This is a genomic window from Shinella sp. 838 (assembly GCF_029623935.1).
Taxonomy (GTDB): domain Bacteria; phylum Pseudomonadota; class Alphaproteobacteria; order Rhizobiales; family Rhizobiaceae; genus Shinella.
The window spans coordinates 1-26,198 of sequence record NZ_JARSBQ010000002.1 but is presented as its reverse complement, the minus strand read 5'-3'; the positions used below and the strand labels follow the sequence as shown (position 1 = coordinate 26,198).

The 26,198-nt window shown below is 61.1% G+C and carries 23 protein-coding genes, 1 tRNA gene, 1 pseudogene and 1 CRISPR repeat array; of the genes and pseudogenes, 12 read left to right on the top strand and 13 right to left on the bottom strand.

All coding sequences use genetic code 11. The features are described 5' to 3' along the window. Nucleotides 1-55: 55 nt before the first annotated feature. The 3 genes from P9A16_RS07680 to guaB all read right to left on the bottom strand — a co-directional run bounded on the left by P9A16_RS07680 (nt 56) and on the right by guaB (nt 2,575). On the bottom strand, nt 56-475 hold the full coding sequence (locus tag P9A16_RS07680) for an MAPEG family protein (protein ID WP_023517118.1): 420 nt from the start codon (nt 473-475) through the stop codon (nt 56-58). Nucleotides 476-572: 97 nt separating this feature from the next. Next, the gene (locus tag P9A16_RS07675) at nt 573-932 is read right to left on the bottom strand and encodes a hypothetical protein (protein ID WP_023517117.1); all 360 of its coding nucleotides are present in this window, start codon (nt 930-932) and stop codon (nt 573-575) included. A 146-nt stretch (nt 933-1,078) separates the two neighbouring features. Continuing rightward, nucleotides 1,079-2,575 carry an IMP dehydrogenase gene (gene guaB / locus P9A16_RS07670; RefSeq protein ID WP_023517116.1) on the bottom strand — a complete coding sequence of 499 codons (1,497 nt, stop codon included), beginning with the start codon at nt 2,573-2,575 and terminating at the stop codon, nt 1,079-1,081. A 280-nt stretch (nt 2,576-2,855) separates the two neighbouring features. On the opposite strand from guaB, the gene P9A16_RS07665 reads away from it, so the two are divergent. Further along, nucleotides 2,856-3,164, top strand: coding sequence for a DUF1476 domain-containing protein (locus P9A16_RS07665; protein ID WP_023517115.1), 309 nt, complete (start codon nt 2,856-2,858; stop codon nt 3,162-3,164). Nucleotides 3,165-3,234: 70 nt separating this feature from the next. Here P9A16_RS07665 and P9A16_RS07660 read toward each other — a convergent pair whose 3' ends face one another. Further along, nucleotides 3,235-4,230, bottom strand: a complete 996-nt coding sequence (locus tag P9A16_RS07660; protein WP_023515291.1) for an MBL fold metallo-hydrolase — start codon at nt 4,228-4,230, stop codon at nt 3,235-3,237. A 311-nt stretch (nt 4,231-4,541) separates the two neighbouring features. Here P9A16_RS07660 and P9A16_RS07655 point away from each other — a divergent pair, with 311 nt between their 5' ends. Beyond that, on the top strand, nt 4,542-5,951 hold the full coding sequence (locus P9A16_RS07655; protein WP_023515292.1) for a DHA2 family efflux MFS transporter permease subunit: 1,410 nt from the start codon (nt 4,542-4,544) through the stop codon (nt 5,949-5,951). A gap of 199 nt (nt 5,952-6,150) precedes the next feature. Beyond that, nucleotides 6,151-6,513: a CRISPR direct-repeat array (repeat unit 32 nt; unit sequence GTCGCCTCCCTCGCGGAGGCGTGGATTGAAAC). Between the two features lie 116 nt (nt 6,514-6,629). Here the strand turns inward: P9A16_RS07655 and P9A16_RS07650 are convergent. Genes P9A16_RS07650 through P9A16_RS07640 form a run of 3 tightly spaced genes read right to left on the bottom strand, consistent with a single transcriptional unit; the run spans nt 6,630 to nt 9,264 of the window. Further along, nucleotides 6,630-7,013: a VOC family protein gene (locus tag P9A16_RS07650; RefSeq protein WP_023515293.1), complete on the bottom strand. Its 384-nt coding sequence runs from the start codon at nt 7,011-7,013 to the stop codon at nt 6,630-6,632. Next, complete coding sequence (locus tag P9A16_RS07645) at nt 7,013-7,729, bottom strand: RlmE family RNA methyltransferase (protein WP_023515294.1); 717 nt, start codon at nt 7,727-7,729, stop codon at nt 7,013-7,015. Before P9A16_RS07645 ends, P9A16_RS07650 begins: the two co-directional genes overlap by 1 nt. After that, on the bottom strand, nt 7,726-9,264 hold the full coding sequence (locus P9A16_RS07640) for a Ppx/GppA phosphatase family protein (RefSeq protein WP_023515295.1): 1,539 nt from the start codon (nt 9,262-9,264) through the stop codon (nt 7,726-7,728). The genes P9A16_RS07645 and P9A16_RS07640 overlap by 4 nt, the downstream gene beginning before the upstream one ends. 237 nt (nt 9,265-9,501) lie before the next feature. Between P9A16_RS07640 and P9A16_RS07635 the strand changes: the two genes are divergently transcribed. The 3 genes from P9A16_RS07635 to P9A16_RS07625 all read left to right on the top strand — a co-directional run bounded on the left by P9A16_RS07635 (nt 9,502) and on the right by P9A16_RS07625 (nt 11,926). Beyond that, nucleotides 9,502-9,575: transfer RNA gene (locus P9A16_RS07635), tRNA-Gln, on the top strand. A 103-nt stretch (nt 9,576-9,678) separates the two neighbouring features. Beyond that, nucleotides 9,679-11,394: a tyrosine-type recombinase/integrase gene (locus tag P9A16_RS07630; protein WP_336620595.1), complete on the top strand. Its 1,716-nt coding sequence runs from the start codon at nt 9,679-9,681 to the stop codon at nt 11,392-11,394. 217 nt (nt 11,395-11,611) lie between these two features. Beyond that, a complete protein-coding gene (locus P9A16_RS07625; protein ID WP_278025633.1) occupies nt 11,612-11,926 on the top strand; it encodes a hypothetical protein in 315 nt (104 codons plus the stop codon). Between the two features lie 126 nt (nt 11,927-12,052). Here P9A16_RS07625 and P9A16_RS07620 read toward each other — a convergent pair whose 3' ends face one another. Beyond that, nucleotides 12,053-12,970 carry a hypothetical protein gene (locus tag P9A16_RS07620; protein ID WP_278025632.1) on the bottom strand — a complete coding sequence of 306 codons (918 nt, stop codon included), beginning with the start codon at nt 12,968-12,970 and terminating at the stop codon, nt 12,053-12,055. Nucleotides 12,971-13,202: 232 nt separating this feature from the next. On the opposite strand from P9A16_RS07620, the gene P9A16_RS07615 reads away from it, so the two are divergent. Further along, nucleotides 13,203-14,276, top strand: coding sequence for a PGN_0703 family putative restriction endonuclease (locus tag P9A16_RS07615; RefSeq protein ID WP_278025631.1), 1,074 nt, complete (start codon nt 13,203-13,205; stop codon nt 14,274-14,276). A gap of 271 nt (nt 14,277-14,547) precedes the next feature. Here P9A16_RS07615 and P9A16_RS07610 read toward each other — a convergent pair whose 3' ends face one another. From P9A16_RS07610 to P9A16_RS07590, 5 genes are all read right to left on the bottom strand, one after another. After that, nucleotides 14,548-16,452 (bottom strand): hypothetical protein, encoded by a 1,905-nt coding sequence (locus tag P9A16_RS07610; RefSeq protein ID WP_278025630.1) that lies wholly within the window; start codon nt 16,450-16,452, stop codon nt 14,548-14,550. After that, a complete protein-coding gene (locus tag P9A16_RS07605) occupies nt 16,449-19,061 on the bottom strand; it encodes a sensor histidine kinase (protein WP_278025629.1) in 2,613 nt (870 codons plus the stop codon). The genes P9A16_RS07610 and P9A16_RS07605 overlap by 4 nt, the downstream gene beginning before the upstream one ends. Further along, complete coding sequence (locus tag P9A16_RS07600; RefSeq protein WP_278025628.1) at nt 19,061-20,371, bottom strand: hypothetical protein; 1,311 nt, start codon at nt 20,369-20,371, stop codon at nt 19,061-19,063. The genes P9A16_RS07605 and P9A16_RS07600 overlap by 1 nt, the downstream gene beginning before the upstream one ends. Beyond that, a complete protein-coding gene (locus P9A16_RS07595; RefSeq protein ID WP_278025627.1) occupies nt 20,368-20,589 on the bottom strand; it encodes a hypothetical protein in 222 nt (73 codons plus the stop codon). The genes P9A16_RS07600 and P9A16_RS07595 overlap by 4 nt, the downstream gene beginning before the upstream one ends. A 200-nt stretch (nt 20,590-20,789) precedes the next feature. After that, entirely contained in the window at nt 20,790-21,050 is a 261-nt protein-coding gene (locus tag P9A16_RS07590; protein WP_278025626.1) for a helix-turn-helix domain-containing protein, read from the bottom strand. A 130-nt stretch (nt 21,051-21,180) separates the two neighbouring features. On the opposite strand from P9A16_RS07590, the gene P9A16_RS07585 reads away from it, so the two are divergent. From P9A16_RS07585 to istA, 6 genes and pseudogenes are all read left to right on the top strand, one after another. Next, nucleotides 21,181-22,431, top strand: coding sequence for an MBL fold metallo-hydrolase (locus P9A16_RS07585; protein ID WP_278025625.1), 1,251 nt, complete (start codon nt 21,181-21,183; stop codon nt 22,429-22,431). Then, nucleotides 22,428-23,390: a hypothetical protein gene (locus P9A16_RS07580; protein WP_278025624.1), complete on the top strand. Its 963-nt coding sequence runs from the start codon at nt 22,428-22,430 to the stop codon at nt 23,388-23,390. The genes P9A16_RS07585 and P9A16_RS07580 overlap by 4 nt, the downstream gene beginning before the upstream one ends. A gap of 111 nt (nt 23,391-23,501) precedes the next feature. Beyond that, on the top strand, nt 23,502-24,611 hold the full coding sequence (locus P9A16_RS07575) for a hypothetical protein (RefSeq protein WP_278025623.1): 1,110 nt from the start codon (nt 23,502-23,504) through the stop codon (nt 24,609-24,611). 23 nt (nt 24,612-24,634) lie between these two features. Continuing rightward, the gene (locus P9A16_RS07570) at nt 24,635-25,159 is read left to right on the top strand and encodes a hypothetical protein (RefSeq protein ID WP_278025622.1); all 525 of its coding nucleotides are present in this window, start codon (nt 24,635-24,637) and stop codon (nt 25,157-25,159) included. Between the two features lie 10 nt (nt 25,160-25,169). Then, entirely contained in the window at nt 25,170-25,382 is a 213-nt protein-coding gene (locus P9A16_RS07565; RefSeq protein ID WP_278025621.1) for a hypothetical protein, read from the top strand. Nucleotides 25,383-25,488: 106 nt separating this feature from the next. Beyond that, nucleotides 25,489-26,103 (top strand): annotated as a pseudogene (gene istA / locus P9A16_RS07560) (IS21 family transposase); the annotation flags it as partial. Between the last annotated feature and the right edge of the window lie 95 nt (nt 26,104-26,198).

Sequence of the window (26,198 nt, the reverse complement as noted above, 5' to 3'; positions counted from 1 at the left end):
GAACACAACTGCGTTACCGCAAGGGTCAGCCGATGTTATGCCGGCTGGTCGCGGATCAGGTGAAGGCAAGCCATATGCCGAGCCAGAGCCAGAGGAGGCCGAGCACCGCAAAGCCGGCAATGAAGAGCGGCCGGCGATAGCGCAGGCGGTTGCTGGTGACATGCACATAGGCATGGGCATAACGAAGCGCTACGAACAGCCAGCCACCGGCGACGGTCACCGGATTGTCCGCATCGACGAGATAGAGAAGGATGCTGACGGCATAGAACAGCACCGGCAACTCGAACTGGTTGGCGATGGCGTTCTTGACGACAAGGCTTTCGGTGGGCTCCTCGCGGTTTTCGCGGAACTGTTCCGGCCGGGCCTGCCCTTGCCTGACGGCCCGCATGCGGCGCATCGACAGCAGAAGGTAGAGAGAGAAGACGAGCGCGACATGCGCGATCATCGGCCAAATCGTGGCTTCCGTGGGAGACATGGTTATCCTTCGGCTTGTCAGTTTGAACCGGTTTAGGGGTTTCCGGTGAAAGCCTCAACCGGAAAGGACCATTGCGACAAGCCGAAGGAGGAAGCGATTATTGCGGCGTCAGGTTTTCGGTGCCCGAACCGTCCTTGCCGCTGATCGTCCAGGCGCCTTCCAGCGATCCGTCGCCCTTGACCTGATAGACGATGAGGCCGACCGCATCGCCAAGCACGTAGCCGGCGGCGAAGGCATCGCCATAGAGCATGCAGATGCCGTTCGACGTGGTCGAACCGGTATGCCACTCGATCGAACAGGTCGTCTCGCTCGTCAGCTCGATCGTCGCTGTGCCGCCATAGGTCGAGCCGTCGAGATTCGTGCCTTCGACATTGTAGGTGCCGGCATTGACCGTCTGCGCATGCGCAGGCACGACCAGACCCAGGCCCAGAAGGGCGCCAGCCAGTATCTTCTTCATGTTGTCCCCCAGTGAAACCGGCGAGATTGCCGGTGGCCGATCCTAGCGCATACGTGGAAAAACAAAACAGGATTCGCGCAGGCCCCGGAGACGAAAATGCCCGGCAAAGCCGGGCATTCGAAGGCATATCAGCAATCGGCGATCGATCAGACCGCGCCCGGATAATTCGGGCTTTCGCGGGTGATCGTCACGTCATGGGCATGGCTTTCGCGAAGGCCCGCGCCGGAGATGCGCACGAAGGTCGCCTTCTCCTGGTAATCCTTGAGGTCCTTGCCGCCGACATAGCCCATGGACGCCTTGAGGCCACCGGCGAGCTGGTGCAGCACGCCCGAGACCGGGCCCTTGTAGGGCACCTGGCCCTCGATGCCTTCAGGCACCAGCTTCAGCGTGTCGCGCACTTCCGCCTGGAAGTAGCGGTCGGCCGAGCCGCGGGCCATGGCGCCCACCGAGCCCATGCCGCGATAGGCCTTGAAGGAGCGGCCCTGGTACAGGAACACCTCGCCCGGGCTTTCATCCGTGCCGGCGAGCAGCGAGCCGACCATGACGGCCGAGGCGCCGGCGGCGATCGCCTTGGCAAGGTCGCCGGAGAACTTGATGCCGCCGTCGGCGATGACCGGGATACCCTGAGCCTGCGCCGCCTCGACCGAAGCCATGATGGCGGCAAGCTGCGGCACGCCGACGCCGGCGACGATGCGGGTGGTGCAGATCGAGCCCGGGCCGATACCGACCTTGACGGCATCGGCACCCGCATCGATCAGCGCCTTGGTGCCGTCGGACGTGGCGACGTTACCGGCCATGATGCGCACGGAGTTCGACAGCTTCTTCACGCGGGCGACGGCGTCCAGCACGCGCTGCGAATGGCCGTGCGCCGTATCGACGACGATGAGGTCGACGCCCGCCTCGATCAGGCGCTCGGCACGTTCGAAGCCGTCATCGCCGACAGAGATGGCGGCGGCGGCGCGCAGGCGCCCCTGCACATCCTTCGACGCATTCGGGTTGAGCTGCGACTTCTCGATGTCCTTCACCGTGATGAGGCCGACGCAACGGCCGTCGCCATCGACCACCAGCAGCTTCTCGATGCGGTGCGTGTGAAGCAGGCGCTTGGCTTCCTGCTGATCGACACTTTCCTTCACCGTGATCAGGTTCTCACGGGTCATCAGTTCATAGATCTTCTGGCTCTGGTCGGAGGCGAAGCGCACGTCGCGGTTCGTCAGGATGCCGACGAGGCGGCCGGCCTTGCCATTGCCGCCATTCTCGACGACCGGGATGCCGGAAATGCCATGCGCCTTCATCAGCGACAGCGCGTCGGCAAGCGTCGCATCCGGGCCGATCGTCACGGGATTGACGACCATGCCGCTCTCGAATTTCTTCACCTGGCGGACTTCCTCGGCCTGTTCGGCGGGGGTCAGGTTGCGGTGGATGACGCCGAGGCCACCGGCCTGCGCCATGGCGATGGCGAGACGGCTCTCCGTCACCGTGTCCATGGCGGAGGAGAGGATCGGCAGGTTGAGTTCGAAATCGTGCGCGATGCGGGTGGCGATGTTCGTCTGGCCCGGCATGACCTCGGAGTGACCGGGTTGCAGGAGGACGTCGTCGAAGGTCAGGGCTTCGAGACCGGTTGCCGTTTCAATGATGCGCGCCATGGGCCAAGTTCCTTTTAGGATAAAGCTTACGCACCAAGGGGAACATTGGGAGTTGTCCGCCTCGGTCGCTTGCAAGAAATTCTTGGAAGTTGGCGAGGGCTGGTAACACGTTCATGACGGCTTGGGAATAGCAAAAGCGGCCGCTTCCCCGCATTGCGCGATTGACGAATTCTTAGCCGTGTCTGCTGCCGGTCTTTTAAATCTTCGTGTGTATAACCGTTTTCGTGGCCAGGACAGAAAGGGCCATACACAAAGCAACAATAGAAGAACGGGGAAATCGATGTCTGCACTGAAGAAAAGAGCACGTGCGCTCGAAGACGAATTCGCCTACCAGCAGGAATTCATGTTCAAGGCCAACGCGCGCCGCAATGCGCTGCTCGGCCTGTGGGCTGCCAATACCATGCACCGCCCCGACGGCGAGGCCTATGCCCGCGAACTCGCCATGGCCGATGTCGGCGCAGCGGACGGTGCCTTCAACCGTGTCCGCGCCGACCTTCGCTCGGCGGGCGTCAACTGTCCCGACGACGAGCTGCGCGACCGTATGGTCGTGATGCTGAAGGATGTCGCCCGGGACATGCGCGGCTACTGACAAATCCTTTCGACGAAACGGCCCGCCCTTGACGAGGCGGGCCGTTTCGATTCTGGCGAACGGAAAGCGTTCAGACGTCGAACTGGTAGCTCACCGGCACGAAGCGGTAGCCCTCGCCCGCCTTCTCCACGAAGCCGGCCGCCGGGAACGGCATGTGGTAGCCGACGAAGGCCAGCCTGTCGGTGGCGATCATGTCGAAGACCTTCTTGCGCGTCGCGGCGGCCTGAGCCTTGTCCATGTCGAAGCGCACTTCCCAGTCGGGCCGCTGGAGCGAGAGCACGAAGTGGTTGGCGGTGTCCGCCGTCAGAATCAGCGCCCTGCCCTCCGATTCGACGCGGAAGATCATGTGCCCCGGCGAATGGCCGAAGGCGTTGAGCCCGCGAATGCCGGGCACGACCTCGCCCTCGTCCTCGATGAAGGTGAGCTTCTCCGCCAGCGGCTGCACCTTGGCGAGCACGTTCTGGTGGCTCTGTTCGGCGGGCGTTCCCATGCGCTCCGGATTGACCCAGAAATCATATTCCGTGCGGCCCGTGACGTAGCGCGCATTCGCAAAGGCGGGTTTGCCGCCCTCCATCAGGCCGCCGATATGGTCGCCATGCATATGGGTGATGACGACGACGGAGATCTGATCCGGCGTGTAGCCCGCATAGTTCAACCCTTCCAGAAGACGGCCCATGCCCGCCTCGCGTCCGCCCTCGCCCATGCCGGTATCGAAGAGCACGACCTCCGAGCCGGTATCGACCAGTGTCGGCGTGAAGCTGTTGACGAAACGGTCGGCCGGAAGGAAATTTTCGGCCAGCAGGGCGCCGACGGCCTCGGCGGGCTGGTTGGTGCCGAACGTCTCGTTCGGCGCACCGGAAGGGCGCATGCCGTCGCGCACCGTCAGCACGCGGAAACTGCCGAGCTTCAGGCTGCGGGTCTCAAGGGGGCTCACGCGCATGTCGGTGGCGTCGCTTTCCGATTGGGCAAGGGCGGTGGCGCGGTTCAGCACCAGGGGCGCGGCCAATGTGCCGAGGCCCGCGGCGAGAAACAAGGACCGGCGCGAGATTGTCGAATGGTCTCCCATGGATCTTCCTCTTTGGTGAAGGGCTGCCTTGCCGGTCGAGCGTCCGGCTCGGCATGAAGATGACATGCGTCCATCTAGGGCGCTGTCACGATCCGGGCACGCGGTTTCACGGGCTTGTGATGCGCAGGCGCGAGACGCGTCCCCGCACCCACGGCCCTTTTACCGCCGTTTTCCACGTCCCCTGCCGGCAACACCGCTGCGCCTCCTTGCCCGCAATGCGGCCCGGGAAGGCCCTTACGATTTGACAGATCGCAACGCGGGGCGCAGAAGTCGGGCGGGCCTGCACGAGGGCCTTGCACCCTGATTTGCCGATGAACCGTATCGTCCCGCTCATCCTTGCCGTCGCGCTCTTCATGGAGCAGATGGACTCCACCGTCATCTCCACCTCGCTGCCGGCCATCGCGGCCGATCTCGGCGTGGGGCCGATCACGCTTAAACTGGCGCTCACCTCCTACATGGTGTCGCTCGCGACCTTCATTCCGCTCAGCGGGTGGATGGCCGACCGCTTCGGCGCCAAACGCGTCTTCCGCCTCGCCATCCTCGTCTTCGTCATCGGCTCCATCCTCTGTGCGGTTTCCGGCAGCCTTCTTGCCTTCGTCGTCGCACGCTTCCTGCAGGGCATGGGCGGAGCGATGATGACGCCTGTCGCACGCCTCGTCCTGGTGCGCAGCACCTCGCGCGCCGAACTCGTCTCGGCCATGGCGCTGCTGACGATCCCCGCGCTTGTCGGCCCGCTCGCCGGTCCGCCGCTGGGCGGCTTCATCACCACCTACTTCTCCTGGCACTGGATTTTCCTGATCAACGTGCCGGTCGGCATTGCCGGTTATGTGCTGTCCGGCCTCTACCTCCCGGATATCCGCGCCGCCGCGCCGCCGCCGCTCGACTGGCGCGGCTTCTTCCTGAGCGCGGTGGCCGCGTCCGGCACGATGTTCGGCCTCTCGGTCGTCAGCCTGCCTGCCCTGCCACCCGTCATCGGCATCGCCGCAACGGCCATCGGCCTTCTCTGCGGCGTGCTCTATGTGCGCCACGCCCGCCGGCACCCGGCGCCGCTGCTCGATCTCAGGCTTTTCCGCGACAGCGCCTTCCGTGCAGCAGCCATCGGCGGCACGCTGTTTCGCATCTCCGTCGGCGCAGTGCCCTTCCTGATGCCGCTGATGCTGCAGGTCGGCTTCGGCCTCTCGCCCTTCCAGTCGGGCCTCGTTACCTTCACGGGTGCGATCGGCGCCATCACCACCAAGTTCCTCGCCAAGCGCGTGCTGACCTTCGCCGGCTTCCGCACGACGCTGATCGTCGCCAGCATCTGCGGGGCGATTCTCACCTTCGTGAACGGCCTTTTCACGCCCGCGACACCCTTCTGGTTCATGGCCGGCGTGCTCTTGATCGCGGGCTTCGCGCGCTCCTTCTTCTTCACCAGCGTCAACGCGCTGTCCTTCGCCGATATCCCCGACGCGGATGCCAGCAAGGCGACCTCGATGAGCGCCGTGCTTCAACAGATCAGCCTGGCGCTGGGGGTCGCCGTTGCCGGCGCGATCCTCGAAATCGAGACCGCGCTGACAGGCTCCCCGCTGGAACTGCGCGATTTCCAGATCGCCTTCATGGTCATCTCCGCCCTGACCCTCGCCGCCGTCCTGCCCTTCATCACCATGGCCAAGAATGCCGGCGCCACCGTCTCGGGCCATCGTCTGCCGGGGCCGGACGAGGAAGCGGCAACGGCGAAGTAACCCGCCCCCACCCGCAAACCGGCGCGAACCCCAAGCGTGCCGCAAATCCCCGGCAGGTTCGCACCTGCCCTATCTTCTTGACGTTTTTGGTTCCGCTGCCTCAGCCGCTCTCACCCCGACGCAAAAAGGCGCGCCGCACCGCCCATCCGCACCAGCCCCCATCTTTTGTCCGTGCGAACAATGCACTAAACCTACCCCCGTCGCCTCCCTCGCGGAGGCGTGGATTGAAACCACAACCCGCCACCATCAAGGCAGCGGTCATAAGCGTCGCCTCCCTCGCGGAGGCGTGGATTGAAACGCCATCCGCCTGCATCCATCGTCGTCCTGATGTCGTCGCCTCCCTCGCGGAGGCGTGGATTGAAACATTTCCGAGCGCTTAAGAGGGATCGCTGCTGGCATGTCGCCTCCCTCGCGGAGGCGTGGATTGAAACCGCCTCCGTCGCCTCAGCCCGGATAGACTTCAGGTCGCCTCCCTCGCGGAGGCGTGGATTGAAACTTCCGCGCCAGGCCGCTCTTCATCGCGTTGGTGCGTCGCCTCCCTCGCGGAGGCGTGGATTGAAACACGACGATCGGCAACCGAAACGAGCCCGTGGTGGGTCGCCTCCCTCGCGGAGGCGTGGGAAAACGGCGGGTTGCTGGAATATATCGAGTGGTCGGAGACTTCCGGCCCGGCGCGGGCTATTCGGCCTGCTCGCAGACGGCAGCGAGTTTGTTGCCGTCGGGGTCGCGGATGAAGGCGGCGTAGAAGGTGGCGTGGAACGGGCGCAGGCCGGGAGCGCCTTCATCGCTGCCGCCGGCAGCTAGGGCCGCGGCGTGGAAGGCATCGACGGCCGCGCGGGTCGGGGCGACAAGCGCGATGGTCACGCCGTTGCCGAAGGTGGCGGGTTCGCGGTTGAACGGCTCGACCACCCAGAAGCGGCAGCGCACGTCGCCCTCCGCCGCATAGCCGATCTCACCCGGCGCCTGCTTCTGCCTGGCATAGCCGAGCAGCGGCAGGACCGCGTCATAGAAGCGGCCGGCATGGTCCAGATCGTTCGTGCCGACGGTGGTGTAGAGCAGCATCAGGCGTCCGTATCCTCTTCAGCCGCCTCATCCTTCGCCTTGCGCCCCTTGAAGCCCTTGGCGAGCAGGAACATTTCCACCGATTCGGCACGCGAGGCGCCGGGCTTCACATGGATGACCTGCTTGAAATTCTGCTTGAGCATGTTGAGCAGCTCACGCTCGGTGCCGCCCTGGAAGGTCTTTGCCAGGAAGTGGCCGCCTTCCGCCAGCACCTCCACGGCGAAATGCGCGGCAACCTCGCACAGATGCATGGTGCGCAGGTGATCCGTCTGGCGATGGCCGGTCGTCGGCGCGGCCATGTCCGAGACGACGAGGTTCGGCGTGCCGCCGACCGCCGCGATCAGCTTTTCCGGCGCATCGGGCTCGAGAAAGTCCATCTGGAGGATGCTGACGCCCGGCAAGGGGTCCATTTCCAGGAAATCGATGGCCGCGACGCGCGGATCGGCATCGGTCGAGCCGGTCACCTTGGCGGCGATCTGCGACCAGCTGCCGGGCGCCGCACCAAGGTCGATGATGCGCTTCGCGCCGGCGAGGATGTTGTGCTTCTCGTCGATCTCCAGCAGCTTGAAGGCCGCCCGGGCGCGATAGCCCTCCAGCTTGGCGCGCTGCACATAGGGATCGTTGATATGGCGCTCGAGCCAGCGGCGCGAGGAGGCCTTGAGCTTGCCCTTCTTGACCTTCTGGCCGAGCTTACGGCCGATGGGGGGCTTGGTCATGACGCCTGTCCTTCGGGCTTTGCCGGGTTGCGGGGGCCGCCGCGCTGGTTGCGGCGGTGGCGGCCGCGGCGCCAGACGCCGTCATCGGCCATCATGTCGGTGAGCAGGCCTTCGCGCAGGCCCCGGTCGGCAACGCGCATACGGCGCGATGGCCAGCGCTTGCGGATCGCCTCCAGGATGGCGCAGCCGGCGAGCACGAGATCCGCCCTGTCCGGCCCGATGCAGGGATTGGCCGCGCGGGCGGAAAAATCCCAGGAGAGAAGGCGCGCCTGCATGGCCGTCACCTCGTCGTCCGAAAGCCAGACGCCGTCCACCCGGCGCCGGTCGTAGCGCGGCAGGTCGAGATGCACGCCCGCCAGCGTCGTCACCGTGCCGGATGTGCCGATGAGGTGAAAATCCTCCGGCGCCGCGCGCACGACATCGCCAGGGCAATCGAAGCCCGCCAGCATGGTCTCGACCTCCGACACCATGCCCGCAAAGCTCTCCGGCGTCACGTCGCGCCCGCCGTGGCGTTCGGACAGCGTGACGACGCCGACCGGCAGCGAGGTCCAGTGCGTGATGTGGTTGGCAAGCCGGCTGGAGCGATTGTCGCCGATGCGGATGACCGCGATTTCCGAGGAGCCGCCGCCGATATCGAAGAGCACGACGGATTTCGCCTCGCGCCCGACCAGCGAGGAGCAGCCGGACACGGCAAGCCGCGCTTCGGTCTCGCGGTTGATGATCTCGAGGTCGAGCCCCGTCTCCTGCCGAACCCGCTCCAGGAACGCCTCGCCGTTGACCGCCGCGCGGCAGGCCTCTGTGGCGATCAGCCGGGCGCGGCGGATGCTGCGGTTCTTCAGCTTGGCCGCGCAGACTTTCAGGGCCTCGACGGAGCGGTCCATCGCCTCGTCGGACAGCCGGCCGCTCGCCGCAAGCCCTTCGCCGAGGCGCACGATGCGCGAAAAGGCATCGACAACCCGGAACTGGCCGGGGCGCGTCGGCTGGGCGATGAGAAGACGGCAATTGTTGGTGCCAAGGTCGAGCGCGGCATAGAGCGGCGCGTCATGGCCTTCGCGCTCGGCCGGGCGCGGGGCGGATTGCGTCTCCGGAGCATGGGGGGTGGACCGCGCCTCCAGGGCCTGTTCGGCCGCGGGATGCAGGACCGTCGCCTCGGCGGCGACGGGCACGGTGCGCGCGCCGGCCTTCTTGCCGCGATGCTTGCGACGGTTCCTGCGGCCTTCCGCCTGACGCGGGTCCTCGCGGGAGGCTTCCCGCTGGCCGACGGGGGCAAGCGGGCGCACGTTCTCGCCGCCGGCACCCTTGCCGCGCCGACGACGCTTGTTCCTGCGCGCGGTATCGCCACCTTCGGTAGCCTTGGGGCGCTCAGCCGATCCGGACGAACCGGCCGCCTGGCCTGCGGACAGGGAAACGGCAGAGGGACCTGTAGCGCCCTTCTGCTTGCCCTTGCGTCGGCGCGACCGCTTCGGTCGCCCCGCATCGCCCGCATCTCGCGCCCCGGAAACGGGCGGCTTCAAGCCGCTGTCGGGGTCGTTCACGTTACTGCCTATGGCGCCGCGCAAAGCTTTAAAGCTGCAAGCAGGCGCTCTCTCGATCTTCGTTGCCGCGACATTACCAGCGCCCGGCCCGTTCGCCAAATTCTTTTTATGACGAAACCACGATGCACGGGCCTCGGACACGCCGGATGCATTTTCCCGAAAAAACCATTTGCATCTCGCCGCCGTTTGTTTATAAGCCCGCCTCACAGGCACCGGCCAAGCCGGTTTCGCCCCTGCTGGGGAATAGTTCAACGGTAGAACGACGGACTCTGACTCCGTTAATCTTGGTTCGAATCCAGGTTCCCCAGCCACTTTCCTCCTAACTCATTGAAATCATTGAAGTGCCTCGCGCCACCTCAGGCGGGATGAAGCATTTTGCTACAAACCGCTGCTACAAAAAGCGAGCGAAGCGGCGTGGCAGCTCCTTCCAATATCGTCCGGCGCGGACGCATCTTTCACTTCCGACGAGCCGTTCCGGCGGATTTGCGCGACAGGCTGAAACGACGCGAACTGGTTCGCAGCCTCGGCGCTTGCGGTCCCAGGAGCGCGCGGCTACGAGCGGACGAGCTATATTGGCTCTCCGAACAACTCTTCGAAACGGCCCGCGCAAACCCCATGCTCACCCAGGATCAGCTCGCCCACCTTGCCCAAAGTTTCTATAGCCACATCCTGGAACGGGAACGCACGGCGCGCGCATCCGGCATGTATCTCACCAAGGACGGGCGCGTTGCCCGCGCGAACTACTGGGGGAACGTCGCGGAGCAAGTCCGAGATTCGTTGGGTGGTAACACTCTGGACCACGGATCAGACACAGCCCGAATGTCAGCCCGATTGGCTGGCCTCAGTTGGGATGATCTGAACGAAGCCGAGCGGCATCAATGCAAGGAAGTCGTTCACCGCGCCGGTATCGACCTCGCAGAAGCGCTGAAAGCCCGATATGAAGGCGACTTCGAGTTCGAGCCCAGGAGCAAGCTGCTTCGCCAAGCTTTGGCTGAAGTTCCCCCTACTGCCGCTCCCCTTCATCAGACGCAATCAAGGGCGCAGGCAGAACCGCTATTTTCTACGGTCTATCCGAACTACATCGAAGACCAGCTTCGGCGCGGCGAATGGCGTCAGCAGACAGGCAACCAAGCAGACGCCACCTACAGGCTGTTCATCCAGATTTGCGGTGACAAGCCGGTAAGCCAGTATAGACGGCCGGACGCCGCCCAATTCCGCGCAACGGCGGAGCGTATGCCTTCCGACTACGGCAAGGCCGCTTCCTACAAGAATTTTACGCCGGAAGAGATCATCCGCGCCTACGAAAAGCTGCCGGTCGAGCGCAAGCCACCGCTGCTAACGCAGAAAACCATCAAGCGCCATTTCTCGGCTCTTTCGGCGATGTGGAGCGAGGCTATCGCCACCGGCAAGGCTATGGAAAACATCTTCTCCGGCTTCAAATTCGCCGCTGTGAAACGGGCCGTCGATGAGCGGGATCAGTGGTCCGATACGGAACTCAAGGCTTTGTTCGGCTCCCCCGTCTGGTCGGGATGCTTGTCCGCAGGCCGTCGCTCACAGCCCGGTCAGCAAATCATCCGCGACGACAAATTCTGGATACCGCTTGTAACCCTGTTAAGCGGCATGCGGCTGGAGGAAATCTGCCAGCTTCGCACCGATGATATTCGGGAGGAAAATGGCATTTCCTTCTTCGACATCAACGACCGCCCACCGCGCCAGTTGAAGAACAAGAACGCCGTTCGGCGCGTCCCTATCCATAGCGATCTGATCCACATGGGCTTCCTGGCCTACGTCAAGACGCTTGGAAAGGGATCGCAGTCGGTATTTCCGGCCCTGAAACCGGGCGGAGCGGACGACAAGCTCGGCCATGGCTTTACCAAATGGTTCACCCGCTACCGGCAGGACATCGGCGTTTATCGTAAGAACCTCGATTTCCACTCCCTGCGCCATACCGCTACGACGTTGATGCATCAGGCCGACATTTCAACGCTCGTCATCGATCATCTGACAGGTCACAGCACACCTGGGGAAACGGGGCGATACACCAAGGGATCAAGCCTGCAACAGCTTGCCGCCGCGATAGAGGCCATCAAGCCGGGACTTGCCTTGGCACACCTTTATAACGACCGCTGAAATTGCACCTGGAACCCGAAACGCTCCGGGTGTAGGCAAAAAGTCGGCTGGCGAAGCTGGCCGCTCCTGACTTTATCCCGAAGGGAAGAATGATCGATCCCATCGATCCAATCATTCTCTCTTCCCTCTCCCTCCATTCCCTTTCCTCTCTGCATTCCCTGATCCTTCAATCGGGAAACAAATCAAAAGCAGGGAAACCAACCCAGGAGATAAGCCCATGCCAGCCAAACGCCGCATCGACGCCACCCAGGCCATGGCCGAAGCCGAGGCCGCGCTGACCCGCGCCGGGATCAAGTTCGTGCGCCATTCGCCATTTCATCTCAAGGTCCAGGTCTTCAATTTCTGGCCCTCGACCGGCAAGGTCAGTCGCGACGACAGCAGCAGAAAGGGCGCCAACCTTGGTCTCGCTGTCTTCATCCGCATGCTCCGGGAGGCCGGCCTCGCAAAGGGCCAGCCTCTCGCTGCCGTCGATGATTCCGCCACCTTCATCGTGCAACTCCCGTCGCAGGAGCCGGGTTTCGAAACCTGGTAGGCCACTCGCGGCATGGCACAGGTGGAAAAACCGCGTCAGGCCCGGCCTGCACCCTACCAGCATGTTTCGTCTGCACTTTTCCTGGGTATGGCTCCAGAGTTTCGGAAAGAAGCTCCCGAAATTCGATCAGTACAATTGCCACCAGTCGGGTTCATCGATCACCCGCGCATGCCAGGCGGCAACCTCCGACCCAGAATACAGTTCATCCAGGCGGCGCTGATCGAACTTCGAGACGAACGTCCAGCCAACCTCCTCACCCCACTTCTGGCGCGCCTTCCTATCCAGATCACGAGAAATCCCGTAAACCTGCCGGGTCCGAACGGGCAGAATGTCTGGGCGCTCTCCATGCGGCAACCACGGCTTCATGAACTCCACGGCAAGCCGCTTCCGGCCTTCGTTATCGAACGCGTAGGCATCCTCCCGCACCGTCTTGACCATATAGCGGAACTTCCATGCTTGGTTTGAATAGTGCTCCGGGCGCCCCCAACTGTCCGAGTACTGAACGTCCACGGCGTTCGTCGGTACAGCGAGGCCGGCTTGCTCTTCCCACCAGTCAACCAGGAAAGCGCGAAACTCCTTCCGCAATGCCGCTGGAATGCTGCACAAAAGATGGACATGCAGCCCATGTGTGTACCCGCTACGCTCCAGCACGAAGATATAGCTGTGGTTCGCTTCCTCAGTCATGCGGAACCGTGCCGAGCGCTTCGGACGGGCTTTCAGCCAACCGGCCACGGCCTTATTCATCACCGGGATTAATGCCGCAAATTCCGCGTGGCTCGTCAGGCCCAGATATTTGGCCGTCACCGTGATGAAAGTGTTAAAGCCCCAGCCGTCACGTAGCACCTTGAACGACATGGCGTTGTAGAGCTTGCGGGCTTCATCGAGCAGTTCTCCGGAATGCACCCGCCCATCGATGTACTGCCGCACCTTCATCCGGCACGGCAGCACCACAGGCAGCGGCAACCAGACTTTCGCGGGCGTCACCCGTTCTTCGTTCCACGTCTCACGTTCGGGCAGGCTCGTCATGCGATCATCGAATGTCATCGGACATCTCCATATAGATCGCGGTCGCGATTACAGCAGGAGTTCCCGCTACAAGGACCGCCTGCAATATAGAGTTTTTCGGCCCATTCTCGTACGTCGTAAGGCGAGAAACCGCGTCTGTTGCACGACCGCAACGCATGCCGCCGCCGACATTTTCTCATCTTTCATATGAATTTCCAGCGGCTTAACCTGAATCATCCTCGCTTATTTCAGAGATCGAGGATTTTCCATCGTGCCCAAGCCCACTGCCCGACCGACCATCATCAACCCGGATAATTTCGCCGAAACCGTCCCGCTGATCCCCGAGCCGATCCTGAGCCAGCATCGCTGCCTCGAACCCAACGACACCCGTTTCACCGCCGCCGCCCGTCTTCTGCAATCCCTCTGGAGGCAGAATCAGAACTTGCCGATTGGCCGCCATCGCAGCCCCTCCGGCGAAACCCGCGAGATCGGTTCCCGATTATCCATGGCCGCTGGCCGCGCTGGAGCCAACTTCCTCGATCCTTCCATTGCCTCGCTGGTGCGCCGCGAATTGATCTACCGGGAAATCGGTGCCTGCATCGACGCCGACCGGCTGTTCCGCAATCTGCTTTCGTCCATGCCGCTGGTCTTCAATCTCTTCGGGCTGCTTAAGCGCGATACCGAGCTTGCCACACGCGTCATGCGGCTTGTGCTGCCGGGTTTCACCGGCACCGTCACTCAGGTTCTGTTCGAACATTCGCCGGGACGAGGGCACCCGGCCTTCACCGCCGATTACAGCGCCTTCGACGCCTTCGTCCGTTATCGCGCCGATGATGGCAAGCGGGGCTTCATCGCCGTCGAGCAAAAATATACCGAAACACTCCAGGAAACGACGCAGCCGACCAGGCCGCATCTGGACGAGCTTTCGGAACAATCCGGCCTGTTCAAAGACCCCTATGTCGACAGCCTGCGCAACAACCCCTGCCAGCAACTTTGGCGAGAGCACCTGCTTGCCGCCAGTATGATCCAGCGTGGTATCTACGACGAAGGCACCTTCGTCGTTATCGCGCCCCGTCTCAACTGGTACGCCCAAAACGGCATCACTGCCTATGCTCGACATCTGAAAAAACCAGACGCCCGTCAGCCGGCTTTCACCGCCATTTTCCTGGAACGTTTCATTGAAGCTATCGGGACGGCCGGAGAACCTGACTTCGCCCGACAACTACACGAACGCTACTGCGATTTCGCCCGGATCGACCAGTTGATCGACTCTTATCTGGAAATCGAGGATCAGGCTGGTGTCGAGGTTTTGACCAGTTCGCCTGACGAAATGACCGCTCTTTGAAGCATAAATTTTCTTAGAGGGCCGGATAAATGTTCCGGCCCGAATGGTTTCCATCCTCCTCAAAATAGCCCTTTAATGCTTTCGTGCCGCTCGAAATATGCCGCTAGTCCGGATATGGCGGATGTGCCGTGAGCGGACCAGCACTTTTTAGGTGCAGATCACGAAAACTTACGCAGCTTTCATGAAGTGCATCCACGAGAATGCAGTGCTACACCGCTTGCACTGTTTGCGTGGGCAGACAGTACTCAAACTCATACCAACGTTGATTTAGCTATTCCTTGGCCGGAATCGCTGGGACCTTCACGGCTTCTGCCTTCAGGTCGGCTGGCGTAGGCCGGACGGCGTTTGAATGTTCTGGCACAGGAGCCACGGCGGGGGCGACCACCGGTTTTGCTTCGTCCCCAGCAGCTTTCAGACCTGGTGACATGAAATCAAGGTCAAACGCCTGTCGACTCATGACACCGGTATAAAGGTCTAACAGCGCGGCGGCATATGGCATGCGGACGCGCCCTAGACGCCGTAGCCGCCATGTTGCCCGCTTGGGCCGGATGATCGTCTCCCCCCCGATCTTCTGCTTGGACGCCTCTTCGAAGACAGGAGAATGGACGTATTTAAACGCATCGGCATGTGCAAAGGTAAGCTGCAAAGCAACTGAGATTTGCCCAGGCGCCGGCCTCAAGCTTGGGTTACCAAGCGCGTCGGTGGCGGGCTTCGTGCGATCTTCGTAGGCTTTCTCCTGGGCGACAAGGAGGCCGGCAGGCGCTTTATGGCCATCGTCGACGCGCACCCGCCCGTCTAATCTGAAAGATGCGAGATCGAGGATGGAAAGGCGGGCGACGCTTGCGCTTCGAAAATCGCAAGCCCATTGCTCGCCCCCGAGCGTGAAGGGGAGTAGTGGCTCCTTGGCGCTCGGTTCCGCCTTTAAAGGCAGCGTTTTGGTCTTTAGTGGAATTAGGAAGGCGGTGTCCTGGGCTCGCCGCTTCTCCTCAGGTCGGAGGGAAATGTCGCAGGGCTGTCCGAGCAGAATGAACTTCTGCTTGCTGCCTTTGGCAGACGCCTCGTCGCCGTCAACTTCAAATACGTCTCCGCACGCGATGGGGGTCAAGGCCTTGTTGAGCAGTACGTCGGACTCCCAAACCTCGGCCTCGCGGAAAGCCGCGAGATGCGGCTCCGGTTCGGAAGCGGGCTTATGAAGAGGTATTGTGCGCAAGGCACGAAGGCGTTGAACGCTGGCCTGAACCTGATCATCTCCGCCGAAGAATGCACGAGCTTCTCGGCCGAGATGCGCCGAAATCGCCCGCTCCACAACATGCAGCTCCGAAACACCCTCCTTGTAACCTCGCTCGAAAACGTGTGCCTCAAGTTGTTCCGGCGGGATGGTGAGCAGGCTTAGTGCGGCACTATCGATCGCAGATTGCAAGGTCTCACGGGCTCTACTCAGTACATGGTGCATGCTCCGGCGAAGGCCGGCTCGCTTCACACCAACTCTCAATGCTTCCGCCATTCCCTCGTCGTCTTCCGCTTTGTCGGAGAGGCGCTCTTTGGCGATGACGCAGACAGGCAGGCCGAGGCCGCCGAGTTCCTGAAGCTGCGCGCGCAACTCTTGCTCAGTCTTGGCCTCCCCACTCACGTTAGTTTCGTGAGTCAGAATAAAAGCGGTCCCCTGCGAGTTTGCAGCCCATAGGACCTTTAGCATGTCTAGCCCGCGCGTGGGTGATCCACCGGACTCGTTCAGGTCGACAACATAACTGGTTTCAGCATCACCTGCCGCGCATAAGCCCGGCAAGTCCTGATCCGCTTTTTCGAAGGTCCATTTGTCGTCGTCTGCTACACCTAGAAACTGACAAGCCTTAGCGATGGCATCCGCCGAGAGTTCATTGGTTGGAAATTTCTTCTCTGCCTTTTCCTTGGCAAAAAAAGTGGCGCGAATGTCTTCCATTCGCTCGCTGCCAAGGTCCGTAAGGATTTGCGTGATTGTCTGTACCGCTGCCGCAGCATCGAACTCATAGCTAGAGAGCGCGTCCTGCAACTCCGCGATTTCGCAGGCCTGAGCAATTTCAAGACTATTCGTCAGCAATGCGGCGAGTTGGCTAGGCGTCGCATTAAAGCGATCATCTATCCAAATGACCCGCTTTGCACCTAGAATTTCCAGAGCTTCAGAGACCTGCATCGTCATGGGCGCAGCACCAACGGACGTAGATTTACGGAGAAACGATAGAGCCGCCCGTCTGCATTTCGCTCGGGGAGCAGCGAGATTTCACAACCATCTGCACGTAGTAATTCGGTCACAATGAAAAGACCTAGGCCCTGGCCGGTATCGCGTTCGGGTTTGGCGGTGACGAAGATTTCGAATAACGACGACTCATAGTCTGGGTCGACGCCTGGCCCGCTATCCGAGATAATGAAACCGCCGGCCGTCAGCTCGACCGAAATCTCCTTTGGCCGCTTCACCTGGCTTGTCATCTCGCCCCGACGCAGCCAATATGCGCTGTTGCGGACAAGATTGTCGAACACCTGCGTGAGGCGTGGGCGATTCGCTCTCACTGTCGCCCCGGTTCCCGTAATTCGAACGTTGATGCCGGCGCGCTCATATATCGAGCTGCGGGCCTTGAAGAAATCTTCGACAAAAGCTCGCAAGACGATCGTCTCTTTCACGGATCGCGAGCGCGGCAACATAGGGTCAATCAGCGCCGCAGCGCTCGAAATTGCTGTACATGACGCGCGGATCGCTCGCAGATGGGGCAGGATTTCACTTGCACCTGCCTTGGCGATCTGGTCGATCGCCGAGGAGCGCTGGCGAATTTCAGTCAGATGCGTGCGGAGTTCGTGAGCGAGGCCACGAGCGCTTAAGCCGACCGCGGCGCTTTCGAATAAAGCAATCGTCTGCTCGTCTTTCTCATCAAACTCCTGGCGCAAGCGAACGAGGTTGGCGCCTGCACGGGCACCGGCGGTAAGTTTTATTTGCACACTCTGCATGGCGGCAACTGCCCGATTTGCCACATTTAGCGCCTTGCCGGCGGCCTCGCTGTTCGTAATTCCCGCCGCCGCTTCGCGTTCGAGGCGATCTAGGTCGGCTTGAAGTTCAGCGGCAATCCGTTCGGCATCATCGCGCGCGTGCTCGGTGGATTTGATCCCACTCTCCAGTGCTTCGAAGGCGCTGGCTGGGGGACCATCTTTACGCATCCCCTCTTCGGAAATCAAAAGGCGTTTGTAGTAATCGTCCAGTGCTCGGCGCACCTGTTCAAGGCTTTCGTTTGCGAACCCCCGGCAGTATTTCGCTACCTGCATAAAGCCCCGGTAGGCGGCGTCCTCGACGAAGCCTTCACGATCCGACTTCTCAACCAGCTTGTAGTTGCACTCTCCGGTCAGAGCAAAGTAACCAACAGTGTTGTCGACACGCATGCCGTAGGTGCTGCCGGAGGTCATCGACTGCGATAGGCCGAGCCAGTCTCCCTGCGATCGGACCCGGAATCCGTCGCGAAGGATGGAGATCCCGGTCATGTCCTTGAGCAGCTGCCGATCTATGCCGATACCCGCGGCGGCTGGTGCGTCGACGTCGGCAATGTCCCCTTCCTCGGGTCCTAGCTTGTCTAGATGGAAAAAGTAGAACGCGCCTGAGAACGGACCGGGGTCAACGAGCGCAGCGCCAGTGTCAAGCTGCATATCCGACCACTGGAAAGTGCGCTTGAGTTCAACGAACCAAGCACCGTCGAGATCAATGGCCTTTTCACGATAAGGCTTGAGGCGCCCATAGGACTTCAGGGACTCGGCAAAGCCTGCACCCCGGTCCTGGCTGAATACTGCAGCCGTTCGCTCACGGTTCTTGCGGCTACGCTCAGACGTAAAGAGGCTCTTCCGGAAACGCGCAGTCGCTACGAGGACGCGCTTGGAAGAGTCAGCTTCATCATCCTTCCACTCGAATATGAACTCGGCGACGGCCCGCTTCAGAAGTTCGTCGGTGACTGACACCAAGGATTGATCGTTCCCGTCCAGCGTGATTCCGACGGGAAAAGTCGATGTGGCTTCGAACGGCGAAATCAGACGCGCAAGACTGCGGGTGATTTCTGCGATCCGATCTTTGCGACGCCATTCGGGGAGATCACGCAGACCCAGAACTGACACCCGGGTACCTTTGAAACGTGCGTCATTCGGCAAGGAATCGACGAACACTGGAATTTGATCTACCGTGCGTGCATCTTCGCAGTCGGCCCAGCGAAACTCCGCGACCGCCAACTGCCCAGTCGCCGAGGTTGCCGTCTCAATCCGAAGAATATCTCCAAGCTTCATCGAGCCGAGGCGACCAAGACCCTTGTCTCCAAGTGGAGTGCGGCCCTTTTTGGTTTTGTTCTTCTGGCCGCCGGCCGCGCTCCGCTTGTTGGAGCGGCTGATGACGAGCCAAGAACTCCTCAGTTGGGCCGCGTCAATGCCATCGCCCTTATCCTCGATAGTAATACGACCGGTGTAGTTAAGCCGTCGCGTGATCTCTATATCGCCCGCGTCGGGACGAGCTGCGAGCGGTTGTCCATCCTTACCCAGTATTTCGACGGTGACGGTCTCAGTCGGGCTGTCGAAGCCCCAGTACTTATCAACCGTGCCGTCCTCTAGCTTGTACCCCGTTTCGCGGGTATCGATATCGATCTTACAACCTGGAGCGTCGGCATCGTACGCGTTCTTGACGCATTCAAGGATGGCTTGCTCGACGTCGGTAACCAGTTCGCTTCCGAGCTGGACCAAAACGTGGGCCCCAACCTTCAATTCAGCTTCGTGATCGATTGGCCCAGCCATCAACTGAACTCGACAACTGTGGTGGTTTCGGTCGTGATCATAACACCTTGGGAATTACGTGATGGCATGCGCTTGCTGGGCAGTTCCCGGTGCAGGGATGCAATCGGCTTACCACCTAGTCCGGCGACCAAGTCCTTGCAAACCGCATCGAAGGGCACCGTCAGGCCGGCGGCCGTTCGATTCCCCGTGGTCAATACCCAATGCGCCGTTCCAGATGAGCTTGCCCTCATATGGCTCAGAGCATCGGCGAAGTCACTTATGAAGCTTGACACCTTCCGAATGGCTCTTTTTCGGTCTGTGCGCTCAGCTTCCTGAACAAACGCATCGAAGTGTCGAGACGCCGCCCTCAGGGCGGCCTCCTTTTCTTCGGCGCCGCGAATAGTCCCGCCGAGACTTGCAGCATCGAGTGCATTCGTGTTGGCCATCAACTGGGTAGCGCCAGCGCCGGGAAGATCGTCTTCGGGAATCCAACGCATGGCTAGGTAGGAGAACTGGCCGTAGGGGATAGTCGTCTGATTGTCGCCATAAGGTGGCGAGGTGACCAACAGTTGATGGTCTGCGGCGGGCCATTCGAGCGCGGCCTTGCGCGCATCATCGCAGATGATCCGAACGGATGGTCGTTTATCGCCTCGCGCCTTAATTAGCGCTCGATATTCTCTGACGCGCACAAGAGACTGACGCAGATTGGTCTCGAACGTCTGGAGCACGCGGTCGGCTGCCACTCGGTCGCCCGGCGCGCGGATGTGAAGTTTGTAGGTGCTAGTCCGGCTGTTCGAGCAGAGTCGTACGGTCTCGGCGAAGACCGTCCACATGACCTTTCGCGCACCCTTGTCCTCGACATGTACAATTGCCCGACGCAAGATGGAGAACTTTGCAGCGCTCTCATCATCGAACCATTTTGTCCTACCGGGAAAGTCGACTTCGATGGCTTCGCACACGTCGAGGCGTAGCCTTGATAGGACAGTCTGTGCGGCGCCCTCAACGTCTGCACCCGCATCAATCGCAGCCTTCGCTTCGCAAACCAGCGCCGCAAGCGGGTTGATGTCGATCCCAGTGAAATTCAGATCGCGCATTAGGGCTTCAGTCATCACCGTGCCGGACCCGACGAAGGGGTCCAAAACCCGGCAATGTCGCGGCTTATGGTCGAGGATGACATCGATGATGTCGCCTTGCATGCAAGGAACCATCATTGCTGGATAGCGAAGGAGCCCATGCAAATTGGGCCGGGAATGGGCACCCGTCGCACGCCAAGCCTTGGGAGGCTCCGCTTCAAGAGCGAGCAGGCGGTTTCGCAATGTGGTCGTGGTCATCGCTTTTTCGTTCCCCGACGGCCAGCGATTTCGTCGTCGGTGACGGAAACCCCAACTTCGCGCAGAGCCTCCAGCACGAGCGCGCGGCGAGTGCGTCCTGTTTCTACGGATTTGAGATCGAGCGCACGTTTGATACGCTTCGGAACGGTGACTTGCAACGGCACTTCAGGTTCGCCGCTGACCTCTGAGTCCTGTGCCTTGCCCGGTATCGTAGACACGCCGAAGCTCCCCAACTGCGGCTCGATGCCTGATGATTTCAATAAATCAGTAAGCCATTAAATCATGATAGTCAATTTTGCTTCTCGCATCGGCTCCACGGGCGCGATGCTGCCGGAACTCATTGACCATGAGAATGGCGGCGTTCCCGGCCTAGCTCCCCATACCTGTCAGTCTCAGTTTTCGCCCCATTCCGGTCCGCCTAGTCCTTACGCCGCCCGCTCCGTAGCGGCTTCGGCGGTTCATCATCAGGCCTAGGCACAACAAACAACTCGCTCACAGACACTGACAGCGCCCCAGCTACCTTGTCCAGCAGGTCAACAGTCGGGTTTTCCGTCTGCCTTTCCAGTCCACCCAGATATGCGCGATCAACGCCAGCGTCAGCGGCCAGCTTCTCCTGTGAGATGCCTTGACCGACCCTTATGCGCCTCAAATTCCACGCGACCAGCGCCCTTCCCTTCATAGCGAGAGGACAACAGTCGTGACGCCCAAGAAACCACTGGCTATAGCCACAGGAAGATTCTAGGTTGCACCAAGCCAAGCGGAGCGAACCATAGCCAAGCCACATCCTCCCTGGTCGAACCGGAGGGGGAATGCGGGTCAAGATTCATCGTGGCACCAAGGAAATCGGCGGTTCATGCATTGAGCTTGAGGCTGGCGGCGAAAGGCTGTTGCTCGACTTGGGCTTGCCTCTGGACGGCGATCCGGAAGATACTTCGGTTCACCCCGCGATTGACGGTCTGGACGGGAAAGCTTCCCTTCGGGCGCTCATTCTGTCGCACGGACATCTTGATCACTGGGGGCTGGCGCATCTCGCCGGCAAGGAGCTGCCCGTCGCTTTGGGAGCCGCAACCCATCGCATATTCCAGGCGGCGGCACCGTTTTTGCCGCAATCCTATGTCCCCGAAAACACCCTGGAGCTTCGCGACCGGACGCCCATGTCGTTCGGCCCCTTCAAGGTGACGCCGTATCTGGTCGATCACTCGGCCTATGACGCCTACGCTCTGGAAGTTGAAGCGGGCGGCAGGAAGCTGTTCTATTCCGGTGACTTCCGCGCTCACGGGCGCAAAGCCGCGCTATTCGATAAGCTGGTCGCAAACCCGCCTCGCGACGTCGATGTGCTGTTGATGGAAGGTTCTACGCTGGGACGGCTCGACGCCGGCCACAAGTTTCCGACCGAAGCCGAGATCGAGACGCGTTTCATGGATATCTTCTGTGCGACGTCAGGCATGGTGCTGGTGGCGGCATCGGCGCAGAATATCGACCGGATGGTGAGCCTTTACCGCGCCTGCAAGCGGACGGGCCGCACCCTAGTTGTCGACCTCTATGCCGCCGAAGTGCTGCGCGCGACCGGCAGTGCCAACATACCGCAATCGGACTGGCCGAACATGGCCGTCTATGTGCCGCATTACCAGCGTGTCCGCATTAAGCAGACCGAGCGTTTCGACCTCCTCGAACCCCACAAGGCCAACCGCATCTTCGCGGAGGATTTGAAGGCGCTCGCCCCGAAAGCCGCCTTCCTCTTTCGTCCCGCCATGTTGTCCGATCTCGACCGGGCCGAATGCCTGGACGGGGCAGTCGCCGTCTGGTCGCAATGGGACGGCTATCTGAAACAGGAAAAGGGTATGCAGGTTGCCGAGGCGCTGGATGCGCGCGGCATTCCCCTTGAACATGCCCACACCTCCGGCCATGCCAGCATCGCCGACCTCAAGCGGCTCGCCGAAGCGCTCGCGCCCAGGATACTGGTGCCGATCCATACGTTCGAACCGCACCGCTTCCCTGATCATTTCGGAGCCATTGCCCAGCAGAAGAACGACGGTGAATGGTGGGAGATCGCCGCATGACGCCTTTAATCGCTCCGCACCGTGCGCTTGATCCGGCTTTCCTGGATGCGCTGGAGGAACTGGCTAATGACAGTACCGGCAACTGGTGGCGTGATGTGCTTCAACATCCCGATCTCGTTCTCGCCGTGCGGCGCAACTCCATCAATGCGTATTATAGAGGCGCTTCCATCTTTCGTATCGGCTGGAAACCGGGCCAAGTGATCCCGTTCACCCACGCGAAATACCTTGTTCGGCCAGCGCAGACCTATGTTGCCCTCGAACGCGGTGAGTTCCAATTCGACGCCCGAGACGTGCTTCAAAAGACGTATCTGGGCATCGAGACCCTGAACGAGATGTGCAGGGCCGCATCTCGCTATGCCGGCGCGGAAAAAGCCGGCCTTCATCCCATGCTCGCCGGCAATGCCGATGTGATCGATGCCGAGATCGCCCTGACGCGCCTGTCTTCGCCGGACGACGATGGCGAGGAGGAAACCAACGCATCCGACCGCAGGCAGGATCGTATCGACGCGGCGATTGCCATCCTGGAAAACGGTGTGCCGACGATCCGCTTCTACGAAGCCAAGCACTTCACCAATTCGGCCCTACGCGCCAGCGGTGACAATCTTCCCAATGTGGTTCGTCAGATCACGGATTACGGGAAGGCGCTGGAAGCCTACAGGGCCGAGCTTACGGCAGGCTATGTCGAGACGGCAAGGGCGCTGCTTCGCTTCAACGACATGCGCATGCAGGCGTTCGGAGAGAGCGCCGCCCGCAGTATTACACCGGCGATCCGGCAGATTGCCGAGACGGAGCCACCGCCCGTTATCGACACGCTTCCCCATCTCATCATCTACGGGTTCGACAAGGCCCAGCGGGACGATCCCGCTTGGGGCAAACATCTCGCCAAGCTCCAGGCTGCGATACCGGGGCGGGTAAGGGCCATCGGTAATCCAACCCGGACGACTGTGTTCAATCGGTAACAGTGGGACTTTCTTGCGAATACGGGGCAATTCAAACGGGGCTGACGTGAATACGTGGGGCGGTTCATCGCCCGAGGGAACCGCATCATGAGAAATCACGATGGGGAGCCCATGAAAGTCATCGTCTATTTTCGTCAGGCAGGTGGAACCGTCGCTGGGAAATATCCGCTCATCACCCACTGGGCCGAAGACGAGGACGAGCAGCCAGTTCCCCTGTTCAGCCAGTTCGATATGGAAGCGATGGCAGATGCGGCGCCGGAAATTCTTGTCCAGCTCCAATCGGCCAATCGGTGGCTGAAGGAAAAGCGGGGTGTTGTCGTCGCGTCCTTTACGGAGACGGAGGATGGCTCTGGTCGCCGCCCGTCCTACGGCGCAGCCCGGAAAGCAGCAAGCCGCGAGCGAGCCACCATTCTGGTTGCCACGACAAAGGCACTTGCCGGGCAACGCTTTGCGCCCATTTCGCAAGACGGCCTAGAAGTTATTCGCCTGAAAGACCCGGAAGATGCTGCCAGCGAAAGCTGGGCACGAGCCCGGAATGTCGTGCTCTATCTTCGCACGGCAACAAGCCCCGATGACGCGCGCACCCTTCTGGAAAAGCAGCGTGGCGAAATCCGCAAGATGCTGCGATCCGCCAATGTACTGGCCGAGTTTGTGGAAACCGAGCCGCTTCGTTCGGCAGAGCGCCCGCAACTCCAGCAAGCGCTTGCTCTCTGCCGTGAACAGAAGGCACGGCTTTTCATCGGCACGACGGATGTCATCGGAGACGGTGAGGTGTTCGAGCCGGACTTTACCGACGTTCCCTATGAGGTCGCCTATCGGAAAGGCTATGAGTGGCCTGAGACGATCCCACTGGATCATTGCCCGTTCCCCGTCGCCCTGTATTTCGGCAGGGAATGGACGCATGGCTATGTGCCGCTCTATCTCGCTAACGCCACGGAAAATGAGCTGTTTGAAGTGACGATTTCCGGCGTCGGCACGACCGTCATGGACCGCGAGCACGTCGAAACCACGCCGTCGAGGAAGGGAATCGATAGCGTTCCATCCGGCACCGGTCGGCTGGTCGAGGCTTACGACGTCTATTTCGACGGGGACTTTCTGGTCATCTACACCGTCGAAGCGCGCTCAAGCGATGGAACCCGCTACAGCGGACGCGCCGCGACTAAAGGTATTCCCGGCAATCGTTGGCTTCGTATCGACCATTGGAAACCGATTTCCGCCTAACCTCTTTCATCGCAGGATTTTCCATGAACGCTCAGTTTTTTCAGTCCTGGCGCGGGGCATTGCTCGTCGCCGCCGTCGTTACCGTTGGTGTTTCCGGATACAAGGCCATCTTCGGCCCCGACACGGCAACCCGCATTGCTCAGGCCAGAATATCCCGCCTTCTGCCGGGCGGCCAGCCGACGCAGGATATGTTCAATCGACAAGTCGCCGCCGCACGGCCGTTCGTCAGCGCGCAGATAACGCTCGGCCAGCTTACGAACTACTTGCAGGGGCTCAACTACGAGATTGCATGGGAGACGGTCGACGTGGATACCTTCGTCATGCGCGCCAGCGGCGACGATGCCTTGACGCGCCAAAACGAAGAATATGCCATCCAGTTCATCGCCCTGGACTCTCCTGTCAAGGACGGCAGGGTTATCGGTGTCTTCAACGGTCCCGCTGTCGGGATCGAAAGCATGGCCTATAACCGGGCCACGGTGTCGGAGGAAGAGATCGTGCAGTTTGTCCTGACGGTTGTTTCCGATCTTTCGCCCGTTCCGCTCCAGTAGGCCAACCTTCATGCTCGGCAATATCATCGATCACCGAACAGACCGCAGCACCCCCGAATGCGATGCCGTCTTCGAGCCGTCCGCCCACGACAATGCTAGACGCCCGGACGGGCGTCCCTGGTTCGTCCTGGAGGAGGCGGAGGCCGATCCTGCCTATTTTCATGCGCTGGATTCCGTCGATACGACGGTTAGAGAGGCCATGCTGAAAGCCGAAACATGTTGATTTCCACTGAGAGCTGACCCGGCATAGCCTGATATTTCCATTGAGAATTGACCCATGTTTCAACCGTCCCCTGCGTGTTTTCAGCGGGGGCTCTGGAGTGATCGACATGGCGTTACTGAGCGTGATCCGGCGCTGGCATTTTCGAGAGCATCTATCAATCCGGGAGATTTGCCGCAGGACCGGCTTATCCCGGAACACCATCCGTAAATATCTTCGTGCTGACGGCGTAGAGCCGAAGTTCACCGTTCCGGAGAGGCCGAGCAAGCTTGACCCCTTTGCGGATCGCTTGTCGGCCTGGCTGAAGACGGAATCCAAGAAGGGCCGCAAGCAGAAGCGGACGATGAAGCAGTTACATGCCGATCTGGTCAGCCTTGGCTACGAGGGCTCCTACAACCGGGTTGCGGCATTTGCTCGGGCATGGCGGGACGATCGGCAGAGGGAACTGCAGACGACGGGCCGTGGCACCTTCGTTCCACTGGCGTTCGAACCCGGCGAAGCCTTCCAGTTCGACTGGTCGGAGGACTGGGCGATCATCGGCAATGAGCGCACCAAGCTGCAGGTGGCGCATACGAAGCTGAGCTACTCCAGGGCTTTCATCGTCCGGGCCTATCTCCTGCAGACGCATGAGATGCTGTTCGATGCCCACAATCATGCCTTCCGTGTCTTCGGCGGCATTCCTGGCCGCGGCATCTACGACAATCTATGGACGCCTCCCGGGCGAGATGAACATTTGGCGGCACTCGGCATTGGATGCGTGAATCTATCCGGCCTATCGCTGGAGCGATCACGCTCCTGGCCTTGATGGGAGTCCGCTGC

Excerpts from the sequence above, each read along its gene's own strand:
- P9A16_RS07575 (WP_278025623.1), top strand. The coding sequence starts at position 23,502 with ATGAAAGTCATCGTCTATTTTCGTCAGGCAGGTGGAACCGTCGCTGGG.
- P9A16_RS07620 (WP_278025632.1), bottom strand. The coding sequence starts at position 12,970 with ATGACATTCGATGATCGCATGACGAGCCTGCCCGAACGTGAGACGTGG.
- P9A16_RS07645 (WP_023515294.1), bottom strand. The coding sequence starts at position 7,729 with ATGACCAAGCCCCCCATCGGCCGTAAGCTCGGCCAGAAGGTCAAGAAG.
- P9A16_RS07590 (WP_278025626.1), bottom strand. The coding sequence starts at position 21,050 with ATGAAGGGAAGGGCGCTGGTCGCGTGGAATTTGAGGCGCATAAGGGTC.
- P9A16_RS07565 (WP_278025621.1), top strand. The coding sequence starts at position 25,170 with ATGCTCGGCAATATCATCGATCACCGAACAGACCGCAGCACCCCCGAA.
- P9A16_RS07665 (WP_023517115.1), top strand. The coding sequence starts at position 2,856 with ATGTCTGCACTGAAGAAAAGAGCACGTGCGCTCGAAGACGAATTCGCC.
- P9A16_RS07660 (WP_023515291.1), bottom strand. The coding sequence starts at position 4,230 with ATGGGAGACCATTCGACAATCTCGCGCCGGTCCTTGTTTCTCGCCGCG.
- P9A16_RS07610 (WP_278025630.1), bottom strand. The coding sequence starts at position 16,452 with ATGACGATGCAGGTCTCTGAAGCTCTGGAAATTCTAGGTGCAAAGCGG.
- P9A16_RS07625 (WP_278025633.1), top strand. The coding sequence starts at position 11,612 with ATGCCAGCCAAACGCCGCATCGACGCCACCCAGGCCATGGCCGAAGCC.
- P9A16_RS07605 (WP_278025629.1), bottom strand. The coding sequence starts at position 19,061 with ATGGCTGGGCCAATCGATCACGAAGCTGAATTGAAGGTTGGGGCCCAC.
- P9A16_RS07570 (WP_278025622.1), top strand. The coding sequence starts at position 24,635 with ATGAACGCTCAGTTTTTTCAGTCCTGGCGCGGGGCATTGCTCGTCGCC.
- P9A16_RS07600 (WP_278025628.1), bottom strand. The coding sequence starts at position 20,371 with ATGACCACGACCACATTGCGAAACCGCCTGCTCGCTCTTGAAGCGGAG.
- P9A16_RS07680 (WP_023517118.1), bottom strand. The coding sequence starts at position 475 with ATGTCTCCCACGGAAGCCACGATTTGGCCGATGATCGCGCATGTCGCG.
- P9A16_RS07650 (WP_023515293.1), bottom strand. The coding sequence starts at position 7,013 with ATGCTGCTCTACACCACCGTCGGCACGAACGATCTGGACCATGCCGGC.
- P9A16_RS07585 (WP_278025625.1), top strand. The coding sequence starts at position 21,181 with ATGCGGGTCAAGATTCATCGTGGCACCAAGGAAATCGGCGGTTCATGC.
- guaB (WP_023517116.1), bottom strand. The coding sequence starts at position 2,575 with ATGGCGCGCATCATTGAAACGGCAACCGGTCTCGAAGCCCTGACCTTC.
- P9A16_RS07655 (WP_023515292.1), top strand. The coding sequence starts at position 4,542 with ATGAACCGTATCGTCCCGCTCATCCTTGCCGTCGCGCTCTTCATGGAG.
- P9A16_RS07675 (WP_023517117.1), bottom strand. The coding sequence starts at position 932 with ATGAAGAAGATACTGGCTGGCGCCCTTCTGGGCCTGGGTCTGGTCGTG.
- P9A16_RS07580 (WP_278025624.1), top strand. The coding sequence starts at position 22,428 with ATGACGCCTTTAATCGCTCCGCACCGTGCGCTTGATCCGGCTTTCCTG.